The organism is Acidovorax sp. BoFeN1 (assembly GCF_003345135.1).
GTDB lineage: Bacteria > Pseudomonadota > Gammaproteobacteria > Burkholderiales > Burkholderiaceae_C > Acidovorax > Acidovorax defluvii.
Map to the genome: position 1 here is coordinate 1 of NZ_QOZT01000005.1, position 15,556 is coordinate 15,556.

Below are 15,556 nucleotides of genomic sequence, written 5' to 3' on the forward strand. Positions count from 1 at the left end.
GCGGAAATCGGGCCTCAGCGCCCCGCGAACTGCCCAAATGGGCCGCGCGAGAGGCATAAAAGTCCAAAAAACTGCGTCATCCAGGTTTGCGCGGAAATTTTCGACGGCTTGTTCAGCGTAGCCTTAACGAACGCCTCAGAACCTATCTGCGGCTAGAGCAGTTGTTTCGCCGGCTGGGCGAGCTGATTCCGCGCCAGCATCCGCTGGACCACCACTTTGCCCTGGTCACCATTTTTGAGATCATGGACGTGGCCGCGCGTGCCGACCTCAAATCCGATGTTCTCAAGGACATCGAAAAACACAAGCACCAGCTCGACAGCTACCGGGGAAATCCCTCCATTTCAGAGGCGGCACTGGATGCCGTGGTGGCACAGCTGGACCACTGCTTCACCGCACTCAACCAGCAGACGGGAAAGTCGGGCCATGCCCTCACCGAGAACGACTGGCTGATGAGCATTCGCAGCCGGATGGGCATTCCCGGAGGCACCTGCGGCTTTGATCTGCCAGCCTACTACGCCTGGCAGCACAAGGACGTTTCAGTGCGCCAACACGCTCTGGAGCAATGGGCATCTACCCTCGCGCCCCTGGCAGAGTCGATTTACGTGCTGCTCAAGCTGTTGCGCGACACGGGAGTGCCCCAGAAGGTGGCAGCCGAGCGCGGCCAGTTTCAGCAAAACCTGCCCCAGGGCCGCACATTCCAGTTGCTGCGCCTGCGCATTGACCCGGCACTCGATCTGATTCCCGAGATCAGTGGCAATCGCCTGATTGTGTCGGTGCGCCTGATGCGACAGGAACCCGATGGACGCCTGAATTCGTCCACTGACGATGCCGCGTTCGAGCTCACGCTCTGCGCCTGAAGGAGGCCCGCAGATGGCAACCACAATCCCACCAGGCGAAGCCGTGCGCCGTGTCACCTGCCCGCAGTGCGGCGGCGACAGCATCTACAGCGTCCAGAACCCTTATCGGCCTTTTTGCAGCGAGCGCTGCAAGCAGATGGACCTTGGCGCATGGGCCAGCGAAGAATTCCGCATGCCCGCGGAAGCACCGCCCGATGATGCCCAGCACGGTGATCCGCGCCATCAGCATTGATGGCCTCCGGCAACGGCCATCCGCGTGAATAAAGATGAAATACAGCTCTAGCGCTTATGAGATAAGCGCTAATAGCTATTATTTTAATAGCATTTGAGTTATTCCAGCAAACCCTGCTGGCCGCGCTCCTCGGCCAGCCACTGCAACACTGGATAGGCACCAGGCAATACAGGGTCCACCGTCAGCGGCATCTGCTGCCAGGCCATGGTCTGGCCTTCGCGCATCTCGAACTCTCCCGACCACTCCCACACCTTGCACCAGTGCAGGCGCACCAGGGCGTGCGGGTAGTCGTGCTCGGTCACTTTCCAGACGCTGGCGGGGCCAATGGTCACGCCCAGTTCTTCGATCAACTCGCGGCGCAGGGCCTGCTCTACCGTTTCGCCCGCTTCCAGCTTGCCGCCCGGAAACTCCCAATAACCGGCATAAGGTTTGCCAGGCGGGCGGGTGGACAAGAGCATGGCTCCATCGGCGCGCAGCAAAATGCCCACCGCCACCTCGGTGTGCTTGCGATCAACGGCGCCAGCTGGGGTTGGAGTCACCGCCTCAGTCACTGTGCCGCCCCGCGTAGTCGCGCGCAAACTGGTAGGCCACACGACCGCTGCGCGAGCCACGCTCCAGTGCCCACACCAGGGCTTCTGGGCGGGCTGCAGAAATGGCAGCCGCCGAGACACCGAGCGATGAGAGCCACTGGGCCACAATGGTCAGGTACTCTTCCTGGCTGAACGGATAAAAGCTGACCCACAGCCCAAAACGTTCTGACAAGGAAATTTTTTCCTCGACCGCTTCTCCGGGATGCACTTCACCATCATCGGTGTGCGTATACGTCTGGTTTTCCGCCATGTACTCGGGCACCAGATGGCGCCGGTTGCTGGTGGCGTAGATCAGCACATTGGGTGTGGCCGCGGCCACCGAACCGTCGAGAATGGACTTGAGGGCCTTGTAGCCGGGCTCGCCGTCTTCAAAGCTCAGGTCATCGCAGAAAACGATGAATTTCTCGGGCCGGGTGGACACCACGTCGACAATGTCGGGCAGATCCGTCAGGTCGGCCTTGTCCACCTCGATCAGGCGCAGTCCCTGCGCCGCATGGGCATTCAGGCAAGCCTTGATGAGCGAAGACTTGCCCGTGCCGCGCGCACCGGTCAGCAGCACGTTGTTGGCGGGCTTGCCTTGCACAAACTGCTGGGTATTGCGCTCGATCTTCTCCTTTTGCCCATCGATCTCCTTGAGGTCAGCCAGTTGCATGGCGGCCACATGGCGCACGGGCTCCAGCGTGCCATGCCCGCTGCTGCGCTTGCGGTAACGCCAGGCTATGGAAGCCGACCAATCGGGTGCGCCCAAGGGCTGGGGCAGCACGGATTCGATGCGCGCAATGAGTTGCTCGGCGCGCTCGATCAGGTGTTCAAATTTTTCGTTCATTTTGGCCTGTAGCGCTTATTGGTAAAGCGCTAGCAGCTATCATTTTTTTGATCGAATTTACGAACGGTAGTCCGCATTGATGGTGACGTATTCATGGCTGAAATCACAGGTCCACACCGTGTCCACAGCGTCGCCCCGGCCCAGCAGCACACGCACGGAGATTTCGCTTTGCTTCATCACACGCTGGCCGTCTTCCTCGCGGTAGGCAGGGTTGCGCCCGCCTTTCACGGCAACATGCACGTCGTCCAGGTAGAGGTCGATCCCTGTCTGGTCCAGGTCAGCGATACCCGCATAGCCCACCGCCGCCAGGATGCGGCCCAGGTTGGGGTCGCTGGCATAAAACGCCGTCTTAACCAGTGGCGAGTGAGCGATCGCATAGGCGACCTGGCGGCATTCGTCGCCGGTCTTGCCGCCCTCCACCCGCACCGTGATGAACTTGGTGGCGCCTTCGCCGTCGCGCACGATGGCCTGGGCCAGCTTTTGCGCCACGCCCAGCATGGCGGCCTTGAGAGCCTGGCCTTCGGCGCTGGCAAGCGCCGTGATGGGGGCGTGCGCAGCCTTGTTGGTGGCGACCACCACGAAAGAGTCGTTGGTGGAGGTATCGCCGTCGATGGTGATGCGGTTGAACGAGCCATCGGCCAGCTCGCGCGCCAGTTGCTGCATCACCGAGGGATGCACGCAGGCGTCCGTGGCCATGAACCCCAGCATGGTGGCCATGTTGGGACGGATCATGCCGGCACCCTTGCTGATGCCGGTGATGGACACCGTGGCCCCGCCAATCTGCACCTGGGCCGAGAAGGCCTTGGGCAGCGTATCGGTGGTCATGATGCCTTCTGCCGCACGCGCCCAGTGGCCCGGCTGAGCGTCGGCAATGGCAGCGGGCAACCCGGCTTCAATGCGGTCATGGGGCAGCGGCTCCATGATCACACCGGTCGAAAAGGGCAGGATCTGCTCGGGCGCCACGTTGAGCTGGCGCGCCAGCGCAATGCAGGTGGCGCGCGCACGCACCAAACCGTCGGCACCCGTGCCTGCGTTGGCGTTGCCCGTGTTGATGACCATGGCGCGGATGGCCTGGCCACTGGCCAGATGTTCGCGGCTGATCTGCACCGGCGCAGCGCAAAAGCGGTTTTGCGTGAACACACCTGCCACGCTGGCACCTTCGTCGAGCAGAAACACGGTGAGGTCCTTGCGGTTGGCCTTGCGGACACCGGCCTCGGCAACACCGATACGAACGCCGGCGATCGCATGCAGATCGGCGGCAACGGGGGCGAGAAGATTGACGGGCATGGGGGTCTTTCTAAAAACTGCGGCCGATTATCCGGAAAACCGAGGCGCGCAAATGAAAACACGGGCCGGGGCCCGTGTCGTTTGGTGCTATTGCATCAGGCCAGTTTGCCGTGGCACTGCTTGTACTTTTTGCCGCTTCCGCAGGGGCATGGGTCGTTGCGCCCCACGCGCACGCCCTCAGGAATGGCATGGCCCACTGTCTGCGCGTCCACCGTGGTCTCCACTTCACCCGTTTCCGTGGGCGCCGTGTAAGTCACGTTGGCGATGCTCTCGGCGCGCTGCTCCATGTCCTGCGCGGCCTGGTCCAGCTGCGCTGGCGACTGCACCTGCACGGTCATGAGAATCTTCGTGACTTCGTTCTTGACCTGGTCGAGGAGCTGGCGGAACAACTCGAACGCTTCGCGCTTGTACTCTTGCTTGGGCTGCTTTTGGGCATAGCCGCGCAGGTGGATGCCCTGGCGCAGATAGTCCAGCGAGCTCAGGTGGTCGCGCCAATTGGAGTCAAAGCTCTGCAAAAGCACCACGCGTTCGAACTGCGTGAAGTTGTCGCGTCCCACCTGCTCGATCTTGGAATCAAACGCAGCATGGGCCGCCTTCAGTACCCTGTCGAGAATTTCGTCGTCGGTGATGCTGTGCGCGCCCTCCACTTCCTGCTGCAGCGCAATCGGCACCTGCCATTCGTCGGCCAGCACTTTTTCGAGGGCAGGCAGATTCCATTGCTCCTCGACCGATTCTGCGGGAACGTACAGGCGCACCAGATCGGTGATGCAGTCCTCGCGCATGGCTGCAATCACATCAGACAGCTCGGCGGCATCCAGGATGTCGTTGCGCTGCTGGTAGATGACCTTGCGCTGGTCATTGGCCACATCGTCGTATTCCAGCAATTGCTTGCGGATGTCGAAATTGCGGGCCTCCACCTTGCGCTGGGCCGACTCGATGCTGCGGGTGACGATGCCCGCTTCGATGGCCTCGCCGTCGGGCATCTTCAGGCGGTCCATGATGGCCTTGACGCGATCACCCGCAAAAATGCGCATCAGTGAATCATCGAGGCTCAGGTAAAAGCGCGAGGAGCCCGGGTCGCCCTGGCGACCCGAACGTCCACGCAACTGGTTGTCGATGCGACGCGACTCATGGCGCTCGGTGGCAATGATGCGCAGCCCACCCAGCTCCTTGATCTTTTCATGGTCACGCGCCCATTCGGCGCGCACTTCGGCGATGCGGGCTTGCTTGGTGGCCTCGTCCAGAGACTCGTCTGTCTCCACGGCTGCCACCAGCTTTTCAATATTGCCACCCAGCACAATGTCGGTGCCACGACCGGCCATATTGGTGGCAATGGTGATCATGCCAGCGCGACCGGCCTGCGCCACGATGTCCGCCTCGCGGGCGTGCTGCTTGGCATTGAGCACCTGGTGCGGCAAGCCTTCCTTGTTCAGGAGCTGGTCGATGATTTCCGAGTTTTCAATCGACGTGGTTCCCACCAGCACGGGTTGCCCGCGCTCGTAGCACTCACGGATGTCCTTGATCGCCGCTTCGTACTTTTCGCGCGTAGTCTTGTACACGCGATCGAGCTGGTCGTCGCGCCGGCTCGGGCGATTGGGAGGAATGACGGTGGTTTCCAGGCCATAGATTTCCTGGAACTCATAAGCCTCGGTGTCGGCCGTGCCGGTCATTCCGGCGAGCTTGTTGTAAAGGCGGAAATAGTTCTGGAAGGTGATGGAGGCCAGCGTCTGGTTCTCTGCCTGGATGTTCACGCCCTCCTTGGCTTCCACGGCCTGATGCAGGCCTTCGCTCCAGCGGCGGCCCGACATCAGGCGACCGGTGAACTCGTCCACGATCACGATCTCGCCGTCTTGCACCACATAGTGCTGGTCGCGGTGATACAGGTGGTTGGCCCGCAGCGCTGCATACAGGTGGTGCATGAGCGTGATGTTGGAGGGGTCGTACACCGACGCACCTTCGGCAATCAGGCCCTGGCTGGCCAGAATGCGCTCTGCACTCTCATGGCCTTGTTCGGTCAGGAATACCTGGTGGGTTTTTTCGTCCAGCGTGAAATCACCGGGCTTGGTCACGCCTTCACCTGTGCGCGGATCGGCTTCGCCCTCCTGGCGCACCAGCAGCGGCACCACCTTGTTCATGGCGATGTACATCGCCGTGTGGTCTTCAGCCTGGCCACTGATGATGAGTGGCGTGCGCGCCTCGTCAATCAGGATGGAGTCGACTTCGTCAACGATGGCGAAATTGAGGCCGTGCTGAACGCGGTCCCGCGCTTCATAGACCATGTTGTCGCGCAGGTAGTCGAAGCCGTATTCGTTGTTGGTGCCGTAGGTAATGTCTGCGGCATAGGCTGCCTGCTTTTCCTCGCGTGGCATGTTGGGCAGGTTGATGCCCACCGTCAGCCCCAAGAAGTTGTATAGGCGCCCCATCCACATGGCGTCCCGGTTGGCCAGGTAGTCGTTGACCGTGACCACGTGAACACCCTTGCCAGAAAGTGCATTCAGGTAAACGGGCAGCGTTGCCGTCAGGGTCTTGCCCTCGCCGGTCCGCATTTCTGCAATTTTCCCGTAATGCAAAGCCATGCCACCGAGCAACTGCACATCGAAATGGCGCATCTTCATGATGCGCTTGGAGCCTTCACGCACCACGGCAAACGCCTCGGGCAACAGGTCGTCCAGCGACTCGCCCTTGGTCGCGCGCTCCTTGAACTCCAGCGTCTTGCTACGCAGCTCGTCATCGGTCAGCTTTTCATAGTCGGGCTCCATCGCATTGATGCGTGCAACCGTCTTGCGATATTGCTTGAGGAGCCGATCGTTGCGGCTGCCGAATAGTTTGGTAAGGAAGTTGGTTGCCATGCGAACAGGACCGCCTGACATGCGCCGAAGAGCATGTCAGGCGACCGAAACCCCTAAGAAGAATTGATTTCAGGTGGGTCCACCGCCCGTGATTGCAAGCACTGCAACACCAAGCAACAGAATCCGGACCGGGGATTTTACCTGCCTGCGGCCCAAGCCCCCAGCAAAGCCGGTGATAGGTCCGCCCACCTTGTTGCTGTGCTGGCACCCGGCCGTGCTTCACCACGCCAAGAGACCTGCCGAACCGCGGAAAGCCCGCCATTCCTTGCTGCACCTAAGACGGTGCTCCCCACTGCCCACTGATGTGCACGCCGCCATCAACCGGCCAAGAGCCGAATGCTTGCCCGCCAAGCGGCAATGGCATTGGCAGGCAGCGCACGACCGTCAGGCATCCGCGATAATCCACCGCTCACCGACCTGTCCATCCGCCTTGGGCGCAACATCCATGAACCGCCGCCATTACGCGATTTCCCTGCAGCAGGCCAGCGAGGACTCTCCAACGCTGGCCAAGCTGGCGGCTCTTACGCGGGAGTCCAGTGAACGGCTTCAAGCCATTGAGTTGTTGATACCAGCGGCCCTGCGCTGCACGGTGCAAGCAGGCCCGATCGACGGGACAAGCTGGTGTCTTCTGGTAAAAAGCAATGCTGCTGCAGCAAAGATACGGCAACTGCTGCCTGCGTTACAGGCGCATTTACGAAGCCGGGGGTGGGAGGTTCACTCCATTCGCCTCAAAATCCAGTCCTGACTCAGCCCCCAAAAAGAGAGAGATCACAGTGGCATGGAGGGAAAAATGGTGCCGATTGTCGGAATCGAACTGACGACCTACCGCTTACAAGGCGGTTGCTCTACCAACTGAGCTAAATCGGCGAAGGCTGCATTTTATCCTGCAAATTCAGCGTATTCGAAACGCGCAGGATGCTATTTGATGCGTTTGAGGGAAGGACGGGCATTGCCCGAGGCTGGCGGTGGACGGGGAGCGTCACCGCCGCCCTCATCAAGCATGGAGTCACTGGGCACCAATTGCACGACACGTTCCTCGGGGGCTCCTTGCGGCTCTTCCGCGATCGATGCGACTGCAGCCAGTCCGCCTTCCCCCATTTCACCCATGGCAGTCACTATGTCTACGGGAGGGGGAAAGGCCATGCCCTGCCCGTTCTCACGGGCATAGATGGCAATCACCCGCGCCACGGGCACCATGATTTCGCGCGGCTTGCCGCCGAAGCGTGCCTTGAACTCAATAAAGTCATTGCCCAATTGCAGTGAACTGGTGGCATCGCAACTGATGTTGAGAACAATTTCACCATCCTTCACATACTCGCGCGGCACCTGGACGGAACCGTCCACCCGCACCGCCACATAGGGAGTGAACCCGTTGTCGGTGCACCACTCGTGAAGCGCCCTGATCAGATAAGGGCGCGTGGAAGGAAAATCCTGGGCGTTCATGGTGTGTGGCGGGGGTGCGAGGGTCGGCACATTCAGCTGTGCTGGCTTACTTGCGCATCACTTTCTCTGACGGCGTGAGTGCTTCAATGTACGCGGGGCGCGAAAAAATCCGCTCTGCGTATTTGAGCAATGGAGCGGCGTTCTTGCTCAGATCAATGCCGTAGTAATCCAGACGCCACAGCAGGGGCGCAATGGCCACGTCCAGCATGGAGAAGTTGTCGCCCAGCATGTATTTGTTCTTGAGGAACACGGGGGCCAGCTGCGTCAGGCGATCGCGGATGTGGGCGCGGGCCTTTTCCAGGGCCTTTTCATTGCCCTTGGTCGCACGCGATTCCAGGATGTTCACATGCACGAACAGTTCCTTCTCGAAATTGAGAAGGAACAGGCGTACGCGTGCGCGGTCTACAGGGTCGCCCGGCATCAGCTGGGGATGGGGGAAGCGCTCGTCGATGTACTCGTTGATGATGTTCGACTCGTACAGGATCAGATCACGCTCCACCAGGATCGGCACCTGGCCGTATGGGTTCATCACGCTGATGTCTTCGGGCTTGTTGTACAGGTCCACATCGCGGATTTCAAAGTCCATGCCCTTTTCAAACAGGACAAAGCGGCAGCGGTGGGAGAAGGGACAGGTCGTACCCGAGTAAAGCACCATCATGGTGGGAGGCTCCTAAAAATCAAAAGAGTGGGACGCTAAAAAGCGCCCACTCTGTAAAGTTCCGCCGTGCCAAAAAGCACGCGGTCAGCGGATCAAGGTTTTACTTCACATCTTTCCAGAAGGCCGCATTCAACCTCCAGGCGATGACGGTGAAGATGCCCAGGAAAATCAGCACCCACACACCCACCCGAACACGGGTGTTCTGTGCTGGCTCGCCCATCCACTGCATATAGTTCACCAGGTCGCCAATGGTCTGATCGAACTCCAGTGGAGTCATGACACCAGGAGTAACCTGCTCCCAGCCCTTGAACACCTGAGTCGTCTGGCCGTGGCTTTCCTGCGCTTCGAAAATTGGGCGACGATCACCCTGCAATTCCCACAGCACGTGGGGCATGCCTACGTTCGGGAAAACCAGATTGTTCCAGCCGGTGGCCTTGGTTTCGTCGCGGTAGAAAGTGCGCAGGAACGTGTAGAGGTAGTCGGCGCCCGTACCACCGTGACCCGAACGCGAGCGAGCGATCACCGTCAGATCGGGCGGGTTGGCACCAAACCAGTCCTTGGCGTGCTTGGGATCAATGGCCGCCTTCATGGTTTCACCGACTTTCTCAGTGGTGAACAGAAGATTGTCCTTGATCTGCTGCTCGGTCAGACCGATGTCGCGAAGGCGGTTGAAACGCATGAATGCAGCCGAATGGCAGCTCAGGCAGTAGTTTACGAAAACCTTGGCACCGTTTTGCAGCGAGGCCAGATCGTTGGTCTTGTTGGGAGCCTTGTCCCAGGCAATGGTTTCGCCACCGGCTGCGTGCGCAGCACCTGCCGCGAGGCCCAGCGCAGCAACCAGCGTGAGGATGAGTTTCTTCATTGTTGTTATCTCCAGGGCTCAATGCGCAGTGAAGTTGACACGGTCAGGCACTGGCTTGGTTGCACCCAAACTGCTCCACCATGGCATCAGAAGGAAGAAACCGAAGTAGAACAACGTGCCAACCTGCGAAACACGCTCACCCACTGGAGATGGCGGTTGCACACCCAGATATCCAAGGATCAGGAAGTTGATCACAAAGACGGCGTACAGGTACTTGTGCCAGGTTGGGCGATAGCGGATGGACTTCACAGCGCAGGTATCAAGCCATGGCAGGAAGAACAAGATGATCACCGCACCACCCATCACCACCACGCCCCAGAACTTGGCGTCGATCGATAGCATCAGCACAACTGCCACCAATGCAGCGACAACAACGCCAGCCTTGAGAAAGCCGGGCAATTTGCCCTTGACCACACCGATCAGGGCACCTGCCACCACACACGCAATCAATGCGTACATCATTTCGCTGGTAATGGCACGCAGCATGGAATAAAACGGCGTGAAGTACCAGACAGGTGCAATATGCAACGGCGTCACCATCGGATCTGCCGGAATGAAGTTGTTGTACTCCAGGAAATAGCCACCGAACTCGGGCGCAAAAAACACGACCGCAGTGAAAGCCATGAGGAACATGCTCAACGCAAAGATGTCATGCACCGTGTAGTAAGGGTGGAAGGGCACGCCATCAAGCGGCTTGCCCTTGGCATCCTTGGGCGCATTGGGAGCCTTGATTTCCACACCGTCCGGGTTGTTGGACCCCACGTCGTGCAAAGCCAGCAAGTGGGCTACCACCAACCCCAGCAGCACCAGCGGCACGGCGATCACGTGGAAGCTGAAGAAGCGGTTCAGCGTGGCATCGCCCACCACAAAGTCACCACGAATCAGCAACGCCAGGTCAGGACCGACGAACGGAATGGCGGCAAACAGGTTCACGATCACCTGGGCGCCCCAATACGACATCTGACCCCAAGGCAACAGATAGCCCATGAAGGCTTCAGCCATGAGCGCCAGGAAAATCGCACAGCCAAAGATCCAGACCAGCTCGCGCGGCTTGCGATAGCTGCCATAAATCAGACCGCGGAACATGTGCAGGTAGACGACGATGAAAAACGCCGAAGCCCCTGTGGAGTGCATGTAACGAATGAGCCAACCCCAAGGCACGTCGCGCATGATGTACTCGACTGACGCAAACGCCAGTGCCGCATCCGGCTTATAGTGCATCACCAGGAAGATCCCGGTAACGATCTGGATCACCAGCACCACCAGTGCCAGCGAGCCAAAGACGTACCAGAAGTTGAAGTTTTTCGGAGCGTAGTACTCCGACATGTGCACGCGGTAGGCATCGAACGCCGTTGGAAAACGGTTTTCGAACCAGTTGGTGACCTTAGCTCCCGCCGAGGCGTTGGGAGAGATTTCTTTGAATTCGTGGGCCATTTAGTGCTCCTTCAGGCCTTCTTGTCTTCGCCGATGATCAGACGTGTATCGGAGAGATACATGTGCGGAGGCACTTCGAGGTTGTCAGGCGCGGGCTTGTTCTTGAAGACCCGACCGGCCACGTCAAAAGTGGAACCGTGGCAGGCGCAGAGGAAACCACCATGCCAGTCGTCGGGCAGGGATGGCTGCGGGCCAGCCTGCAACCTGTCTCCGGGCGAGCAGCCCAGGTGGGTACAGATACCCACGCCGACAAACACTTCAGGCTTGATCGAGCGGTGCTGATTCTTGGCGTAATCAGGGGTGGGATAAGCTTTTCGATCCGACTTGGGATCAGCCAGCTGGGACTCGGTCTGTGCAAGGGATTCCAGCTGCTCGGGGGTGCGCTTGAAGATCCATACAGGCTTGCCGCGCCACTCCACAGTGATTTTTTCTCCGGGCTTTAGGGCGGAGATATCTACTTCGACGGCGGCACCTGCGGCCTTGGCTCGCTCGGAGGGCTGAAAAGAACTCACGAAAGGTACGGCAGCTGCCACGCCGCCCACCGCACCAGCACAGGCAGACGTGATGATCCACGTGCGCTTGCTGGAGTCGATTGGAGTGTCACTCATGGGGATCCTCGATGAACATCGCTAGATTGGGGTCAACTCCGAATTGTAGCGGAGTGAAAATGGATAATTCAATGTGCACGCACCTGTTGACAGGTTCCCGGTATCGGTAAACTTGCGCATTCGCAACCAATCGAGAAATAACCTATGAGCATGATGCAAGAATTCCGCGAATTTGCGATCAAGGGCAACGTGATCGACTTAGCCGTCGGTGTCATCATTGGTGGCGCCTTTGGAAAAATTGTCGACTCGGTAGTTTCCGACCTTATTTTGCCCGTGGTGGGCCTGGTGTTTGGCAAACTGGATTTTTCCAACATGTTTGTCGCGCTGGGCGAGGTGCCGGCGGGTACTGCGCTCACACTGGATGCGCTGAAAAAGGCTGGCGTTCCCGTATTTGCCTATGGAAACTTCATCACCGTGGCGGTGAACTTCCTGATCCTTGCGTTCATCATTTTCATGATGGTCAAGCAGATCAACCGCCTCAAGCGCGAAGCGCCTGCAGCACCGGCTGCCCCTGCAGCCCCAGCTGAAGACATCGTGCTGCTGCGCGAAATCCGAGACAGCCTCAAACGCTAACCAGCGCGATCCGGCGCGCAGCACTGTCGCGTCACCAGCACCAGCGCCCGCGCCCTCTGCTACAGAGGGCGTTTTTACTGAGCCATCTGGCGTGCAATGCGCACGGCCTCCACCAGGCTCGCGGCATCGGCCACACCTTGGCCGGCAATGTCAAATGCGGTGCCGTGATCGGGGCTGGTGCGCACCAGCGGCAGGCCCAGCGTCACGTTGACCCCTTTGTCAACGCCCAGGTATTTCACCGGAATCAACCCCTGGTCGTGGTACATGGCCAGCACCACATCAAACTCCCCGGCACGCTGCGACGTATGGCGAGCGCGCATGAACACCGTGTCGGGCGCATAGGGGCCGTGCACATCCATTCCCAGCGCGCGGGCGTCGGCCACAGCGGGCGCAATGCTTTCGATCTCTTCGCGCCCGAACAAGCCTCCCTCGCCAGCATGCGGATTGAGGCCTGCCACTGCGATGCGAGGCACGCGGCCGAGGGTTCGCAGCAGCGCTGCATGGGTGATCTGCAGGGTCTGCACGATGTTCTCCCGGGTCACTGCGGCTATGGCGTCACGCAGCGACATATGAATGCTGACCAGCACCGTGCGCAACTCGTCACTGGCCAGCATCATGCGCACCGGCATGGCTGCCAGCGGCACGCCTTGGTGGGTTGCCGCCTCGGCCTGCAGCAATTCGGTGTGCCCCGGGAAGGCCACACCGGCGGCAGACAGCGCCTCCTTGTGCAGTGGTGCTGTTACGAGAGCGGCGATGTGGCCCTGCAGGGCGGCACGCGCCGCCCACACCACGCAATCGGCCGCCGCACGGCCTGCTGCAGCGCTGACGCGGCCCCACGGAACAGGGCCGGGCAAGCCCGGCAGTTGCAGCACCGGCATGCAGCGTGGCGGCACGTGCCATGCATCATCGGGCGACACGATCTGCGCCACCGGCAACTCCAGCACGCCGGGTCGCACGATGCACTGCGCGGCACGACGCAAGGTCGCCAGATCCCCCACCGCAAAGCAGCCGCGCAGATCATCGGGAGCATCGCGAAAGGCCTTGGCCACGATTTCGGGGCCGATACCCGCCGGGTCACCTTGTGTGATGGCAATAGTTTGCATAATGAATATTTGATTAAATCAGCCTGAAATGCTTATATATAAAGCGCAAATAGCTACTAATTAAATAGCACTTTATAGGGTGCACCACACACCGGCGGGCGCCGTTCAGGCCGGATTGTCGATCTCGACGAAATGGTGCTCTATCCCCAGTTGCTGCGCCACCAGCCCCGCGGCTGCAGGCGCGCCATAGCGCTCGGTGGCATGGTGGCCGGCAGCGATAAAAGCCACGCCCATTTCCCGCGCCAGGTGCGCCTGGGGCTCGGAGATTTCGCCGGTAATGAAGGCGTCGGCCCCGGCTGCAATGGCAGATTCAAAATAGCCCTGCGCCCCGCCCGTGCACCAGGCCACGCGCTGGATGCGCCGCGCCGCTGGCTGCACCAGCGTCACCGCGCGGCCAAGCGCCTGTGCAACATGGTCGGCCAGGGCCTGCGCACCATCAAACGCGGCCGGCCCGGCAAAGCCCAGGTCCTGCTCGCCAAAGCGCTGGTCGGCGGCCCAGCCCAGCACCCGGCCCAGCTGCGCGTTGTTACCCACTTCGAGGTGCGCATCCAGCGGCAAATGGTAGGCAAACAGGTTGATGTCATACGCCAGCAACAGCCGCAGACGCTCGCGCATCCAGCCAGTGATGCGGGCGTCCTGGCCACGCCAGAAAAGGCCGTGGTGCACAAAAATGGCGTCGGCCCGGCGAGCGATAGCCGCTTCGATCAGCGCCCTGCTGGCCGTCACGCCACTCACCAGGCAGGCAATATCGGGCTTGCCCTCGACCTGCAGACCGTTGGGGCCGTAGTCCTTGAAACGCTCGGGTTGTAGCAGTGCATCAAAAGCCTGCTGCAGTTGTTGGCGGGAAACACTCATGCGCCTATTGTCGCGCGCGGCCACGCCCCCATCTCTGACAGGCTTGGAGGACAATCGCACCAGCGTGCCGCCCCGCCATGCAAAGCGCGGCGTACTGCCCTTTCTTAGCCAACCTTCCAATTCCATGAAACGCTTCTGGCTGCTTTTTTCCCAGACCGTCACCGTGTTCGTTGCGGCCTATTTCGTTGTTGCCACACTGCAGCCCGACTGGCTCCAGCGCGGCGCCATGCGCTCGGGCGCGGGCATTGCGCTGATCGAGGCCCCCGCCACCACGCTGACCCAACCGGCACCGGGCAGCCTCAGCAGCGCTGCCCGCAAGGCGGCGCCTGCCGTGGTCAGCATCAACACCAGCAAGGAAGTGCGGCACCCGCGCAGCAACGATCCGTGGTTCCAGTTCTTCTTTGGCGACCAGGGCAGCCAGGCCCAGGCCGGGCTGGGCAGCGGCGTGATCATCAGCCCCGATGGCTACATCCTCACCAACAACCATGTGGTCGAAGGCGCCGACGAAATTGAGGTCACGCTGACCGACGGCCGGCGTGCCCGCGCCACCGTGATCGGCACCGACCCGGACACCGACCTTGCGATCCTCAAGGTCGAACTCGACAAACTGCCCGTGATCGTGCTGGGCAACTCTGACCAGCTTGCGGTGGGCGATCAGGTGCTGGCCATTGGCAACCCGTTTGGCGTGGGCCAGACCGTAACCAGCGGCATCGTCAGCGCACTGGGGCGCAGCCAGCTGGGTATCAACACCTTCGAGAATTTCATCCAGACCGACGCAGCCATCAACCCCGGCAACTCGGGAGGCGCACTGGTGGATGTCCATGGCAACCTGCTGGGCATCAACACAGCCATCTACTCGCGCTCGGGCGGCAACATGGGCATTGGCTTTGCCATCCCTGTCTCCACCGCCCGGCTGGTGCTCGACGGTATCGTGAAAGACGGCCAGGTGACGCGCGGCTGGATTGGCGTGGAGCCCAGCGAACTCTCGCCCGAGTTGGCCGAAACCTTTGGCGTGAAAGCCACTGCGGGCGTGATCATCACCGGCGTGCTGCAGGATGGCCCGGCCGCCCAGGCGGGGATGCGGCCCGGTGACGTGATCGTGCGCGTCGATGGCAAAGCCATTACCAACGTCTCCGAACTGCTTACGGCCGTGGCGGCCCTCAAACCGGGCACCGCCACACCCTTTGCCCTGCAACGCGGCGACGCCATGGTGGACATCCAGCTCACCCCAGGCGTTCGTCCCAAGCCGCAGCGTGCCGTGAGGCGTTGACAGGCAGCGTTCGGCCAGGTTCAGCGTCAGGAAAAAACAATACGTGCGTTGCCGCCGCCCCGCGCACGGCAACGCTCCTAAAAAAATAGCTTGCAGCGATTGATGGACA

16 protein-coding genes and 1 tRNA gene are annotated in these 15,556 nt (G+C 60.6%); 5 read left to right on the forward strand and 12 right to left on the reverse strand.

Features of this window, described 5'->3' with window-relative positions:
• The first annotated feature begins 86 nt into the window (after positions 1–86).
• Together zapD and DTW89_RS01875 are read left to right on the forward strand one after the other, a co-directional pair.
• Complete coding sequence (gene zapD, locus DTW89_RS01870) at positions 87–857, forward strand: cell division protein ZapD (protein WP_114654689.1); 771 nt, start codon at positions 87–89, stop codon at positions 855–857.
• A gap of 13 nt (positions 858–870) precedes the next feature.
• The gene (locus DTW89_RS01875; protein ID WP_024814180.1) at positions 871–1,089 is read left to right on the forward strand and encodes a DNA gyrase inhibitor YacG; all 219 of its coding nucleotides are present in this window, start codon (positions 871–873) and stop codon (positions 1,087–1,089) included.
• A 98-nt stretch (positions 1,090–1,187) separates the two neighbouring features.
• Here DTW89_RS01875 and DTW89_RS01880 read toward each other — a convergent pair whose 3' ends face one another.
• The 4 genes from DTW89_RS01880 to secA form a co-directional block, all read right to left on the reverse strand.
• Complete coding sequence (locus DTW89_RS01880) at positions 1,188–1,628, reverse strand: NUDIX domain-containing protein (protein WP_035241494.1); 441 nt, start codon at positions 1,626–1,628, stop codon at positions 1,188–1,190.
• Positions 1,629–1,632: 4 nt separating this feature from the next.
• On the reverse strand, positions 1,633–2,505 hold the full coding sequence (locus tag DTW89_RS01885; protein WP_114654690.1) for an ATP-binding protein: 873 nt from the start codon (positions 2,503–2,505) through the stop codon (positions 1,633–1,635).
• Positions 2,506–2,562: 57 nt separating this feature from the next.
• A complete protein-coding gene (argJ, locus tag DTW89_RS01890; RefSeq protein ID WP_114654691.1) occupies positions 2,563–3,792 on the reverse strand; it encodes a bifunctional glutamate N-acetyltransferase/amino-acid acetyltransferase ArgJ in 1,230 nt (409 codons plus the stop codon).
• A 95-nt stretch (positions 3,793–3,887) separates the two neighbouring features.
• Positions 3,888–6,641 (reverse strand): preprotein translocase subunit SecA, encoded by a 2,754-nt coding sequence (secA, locus tag DTW89_RS01895; protein ID WP_114654692.1) that lies wholly within the window; start codon positions 6,639–6,641, stop codon positions 3,888–3,890.
• Positions 6,642–7,086: 445 nt separating this feature from the next.
• On the opposite strand from secA, the gene DTW89_RS01900 reads away from it, so the two are divergent.
• Positions 7,087–7,386 (forward strand): hypothetical protein, encoded by a 300-nt coding sequence (locus DTW89_RS01900; RefSeq protein ID WP_114654693.1) that lies wholly within the window; start codon positions 7,087–7,089, stop codon positions 7,384–7,386.
• A 46-nt stretch (positions 7,387–7,432) separates the two neighbouring features.
• Here the strand turns inward: DTW89_RS01900 and DTW89_RS01905 are convergent.
• The 6 genes from DTW89_RS01905 to petA all read right to left on the reverse strand — a co-directional run bounded on the left by DTW89_RS01905 (position 7,433) and on the right by petA (position 11,646).
• Positions 7,433–7,508: transfer RNA gene (locus DTW89_RS01905), tRNA-Thr, on the reverse strand.
• Between the two features lie 51 nt (positions 7,509–7,559).
• On the reverse strand, positions 7,560–8,084 hold the full coding sequence (locus DTW89_RS01910) for a ClpXP protease specificity-enhancing factor (RefSeq protein ID WP_114654694.1): 525 nt from the start codon (positions 8,082–8,084) through the stop codon (positions 7,560–7,562).
• A 46-nt stretch (positions 8,085–8,130) separates the two neighbouring features.
• Positions 8,131–8,742 carry a glutathione S-transferase N-terminal domain-containing protein gene (locus tag DTW89_RS01915; protein WP_007854512.1) on the reverse strand — a complete coding sequence of 204 codons (612 nt, stop codon included), beginning with the start codon at positions 8,740–8,742 and terminating at the stop codon, positions 8,131–8,133.
• A gap of 100 nt (positions 8,743–8,842) precedes the next feature.
• Positions 8,843–9,604, reverse strand: a complete 762-nt coding sequence (locus tag DTW89_RS01920) for a cytochrome c1 (protein WP_024814173.1) — start codon at positions 9,602–9,604, stop codon at positions 8,843–8,845.
• A gap of 18 nt (positions 9,605–9,622) precedes the next feature.
• Positions 9,623–11,038: a cytochrome b gene (locus DTW89_RS01925; protein WP_024814172.1), complete on the reverse strand. Its 1,416-nt coding sequence runs from the start codon at positions 11,036–11,038 to the stop codon at positions 9,623–9,625.
• Between the two features lie 11 nt (positions 11,039–11,049).
• Positions 11,050–11,646, reverse strand: a complete 597-nt coding sequence (gene petA, locus DTW89_RS01930) for a ubiquinol-cytochrome c reductase iron-sulfur subunit (protein WP_024814171.1) — start codon at positions 11,644–11,646, stop codon at positions 11,050–11,052.
• A gap of 144 nt (positions 11,647–11,790) precedes the next feature.
• Here petA and mscL point away from each other — a divergent pair, with 144 nt between their 5' ends.
• Positions 11,791–12,219 (forward strand): large conductance mechanosensitive channel protein MscL, encoded by a 429-nt coding sequence (gene mscL, locus DTW89_RS01935; RefSeq protein ID WP_024814170.1) that lies wholly within the window; start codon positions 11,791–11,793, stop codon positions 12,217–12,219.
• Positions 12,220–12,293: 74 nt separating this feature from the next.
• Here the strand turns inward: mscL and pdxA are convergent, their stop codons facing one another.
• Both pdxA and DTW89_RS01945 read right to left on the reverse strand, forming a co-directional pair.
• Positions 12,294–13,322, reverse strand: coding sequence for a 4-hydroxythreonine-4-phosphate dehydrogenase PdxA (pdxA, locus tag DTW89_RS01940; protein ID WP_111864602.1), 1,029 nt, complete (start codon positions 13,320–13,322; stop codon positions 12,294–12,296).
• Positions 13,323–13,427: 105 nt separating this feature from the next.
• The gene (locus tag DTW89_RS01945) at positions 13,428–14,177 is read right to left on the reverse strand and encodes a Nif3-like dinuclear metal center hexameric protein (RefSeq protein WP_114654740.1); all 750 of its coding nucleotides are present in this window, start codon (positions 14,175–14,177) and stop codon (positions 13,428–13,430) included.
• Between the two features lie 124 nt (positions 14,178–14,301).
• On the opposite strand from DTW89_RS01945, the gene DTW89_RS01950 reads away from it, so the two are divergent.
• Complete coding sequence (locus DTW89_RS01950) at positions 14,302–15,447, forward strand: trypsin-like peptidase domain-containing protein (RefSeq protein ID WP_114654695.1); 1,146 nt, start codon at positions 14,302–14,304, stop codon at positions 15,445–15,447.
• Positions 15,448–15,556 lie beyond the last annotated feature (109 nt).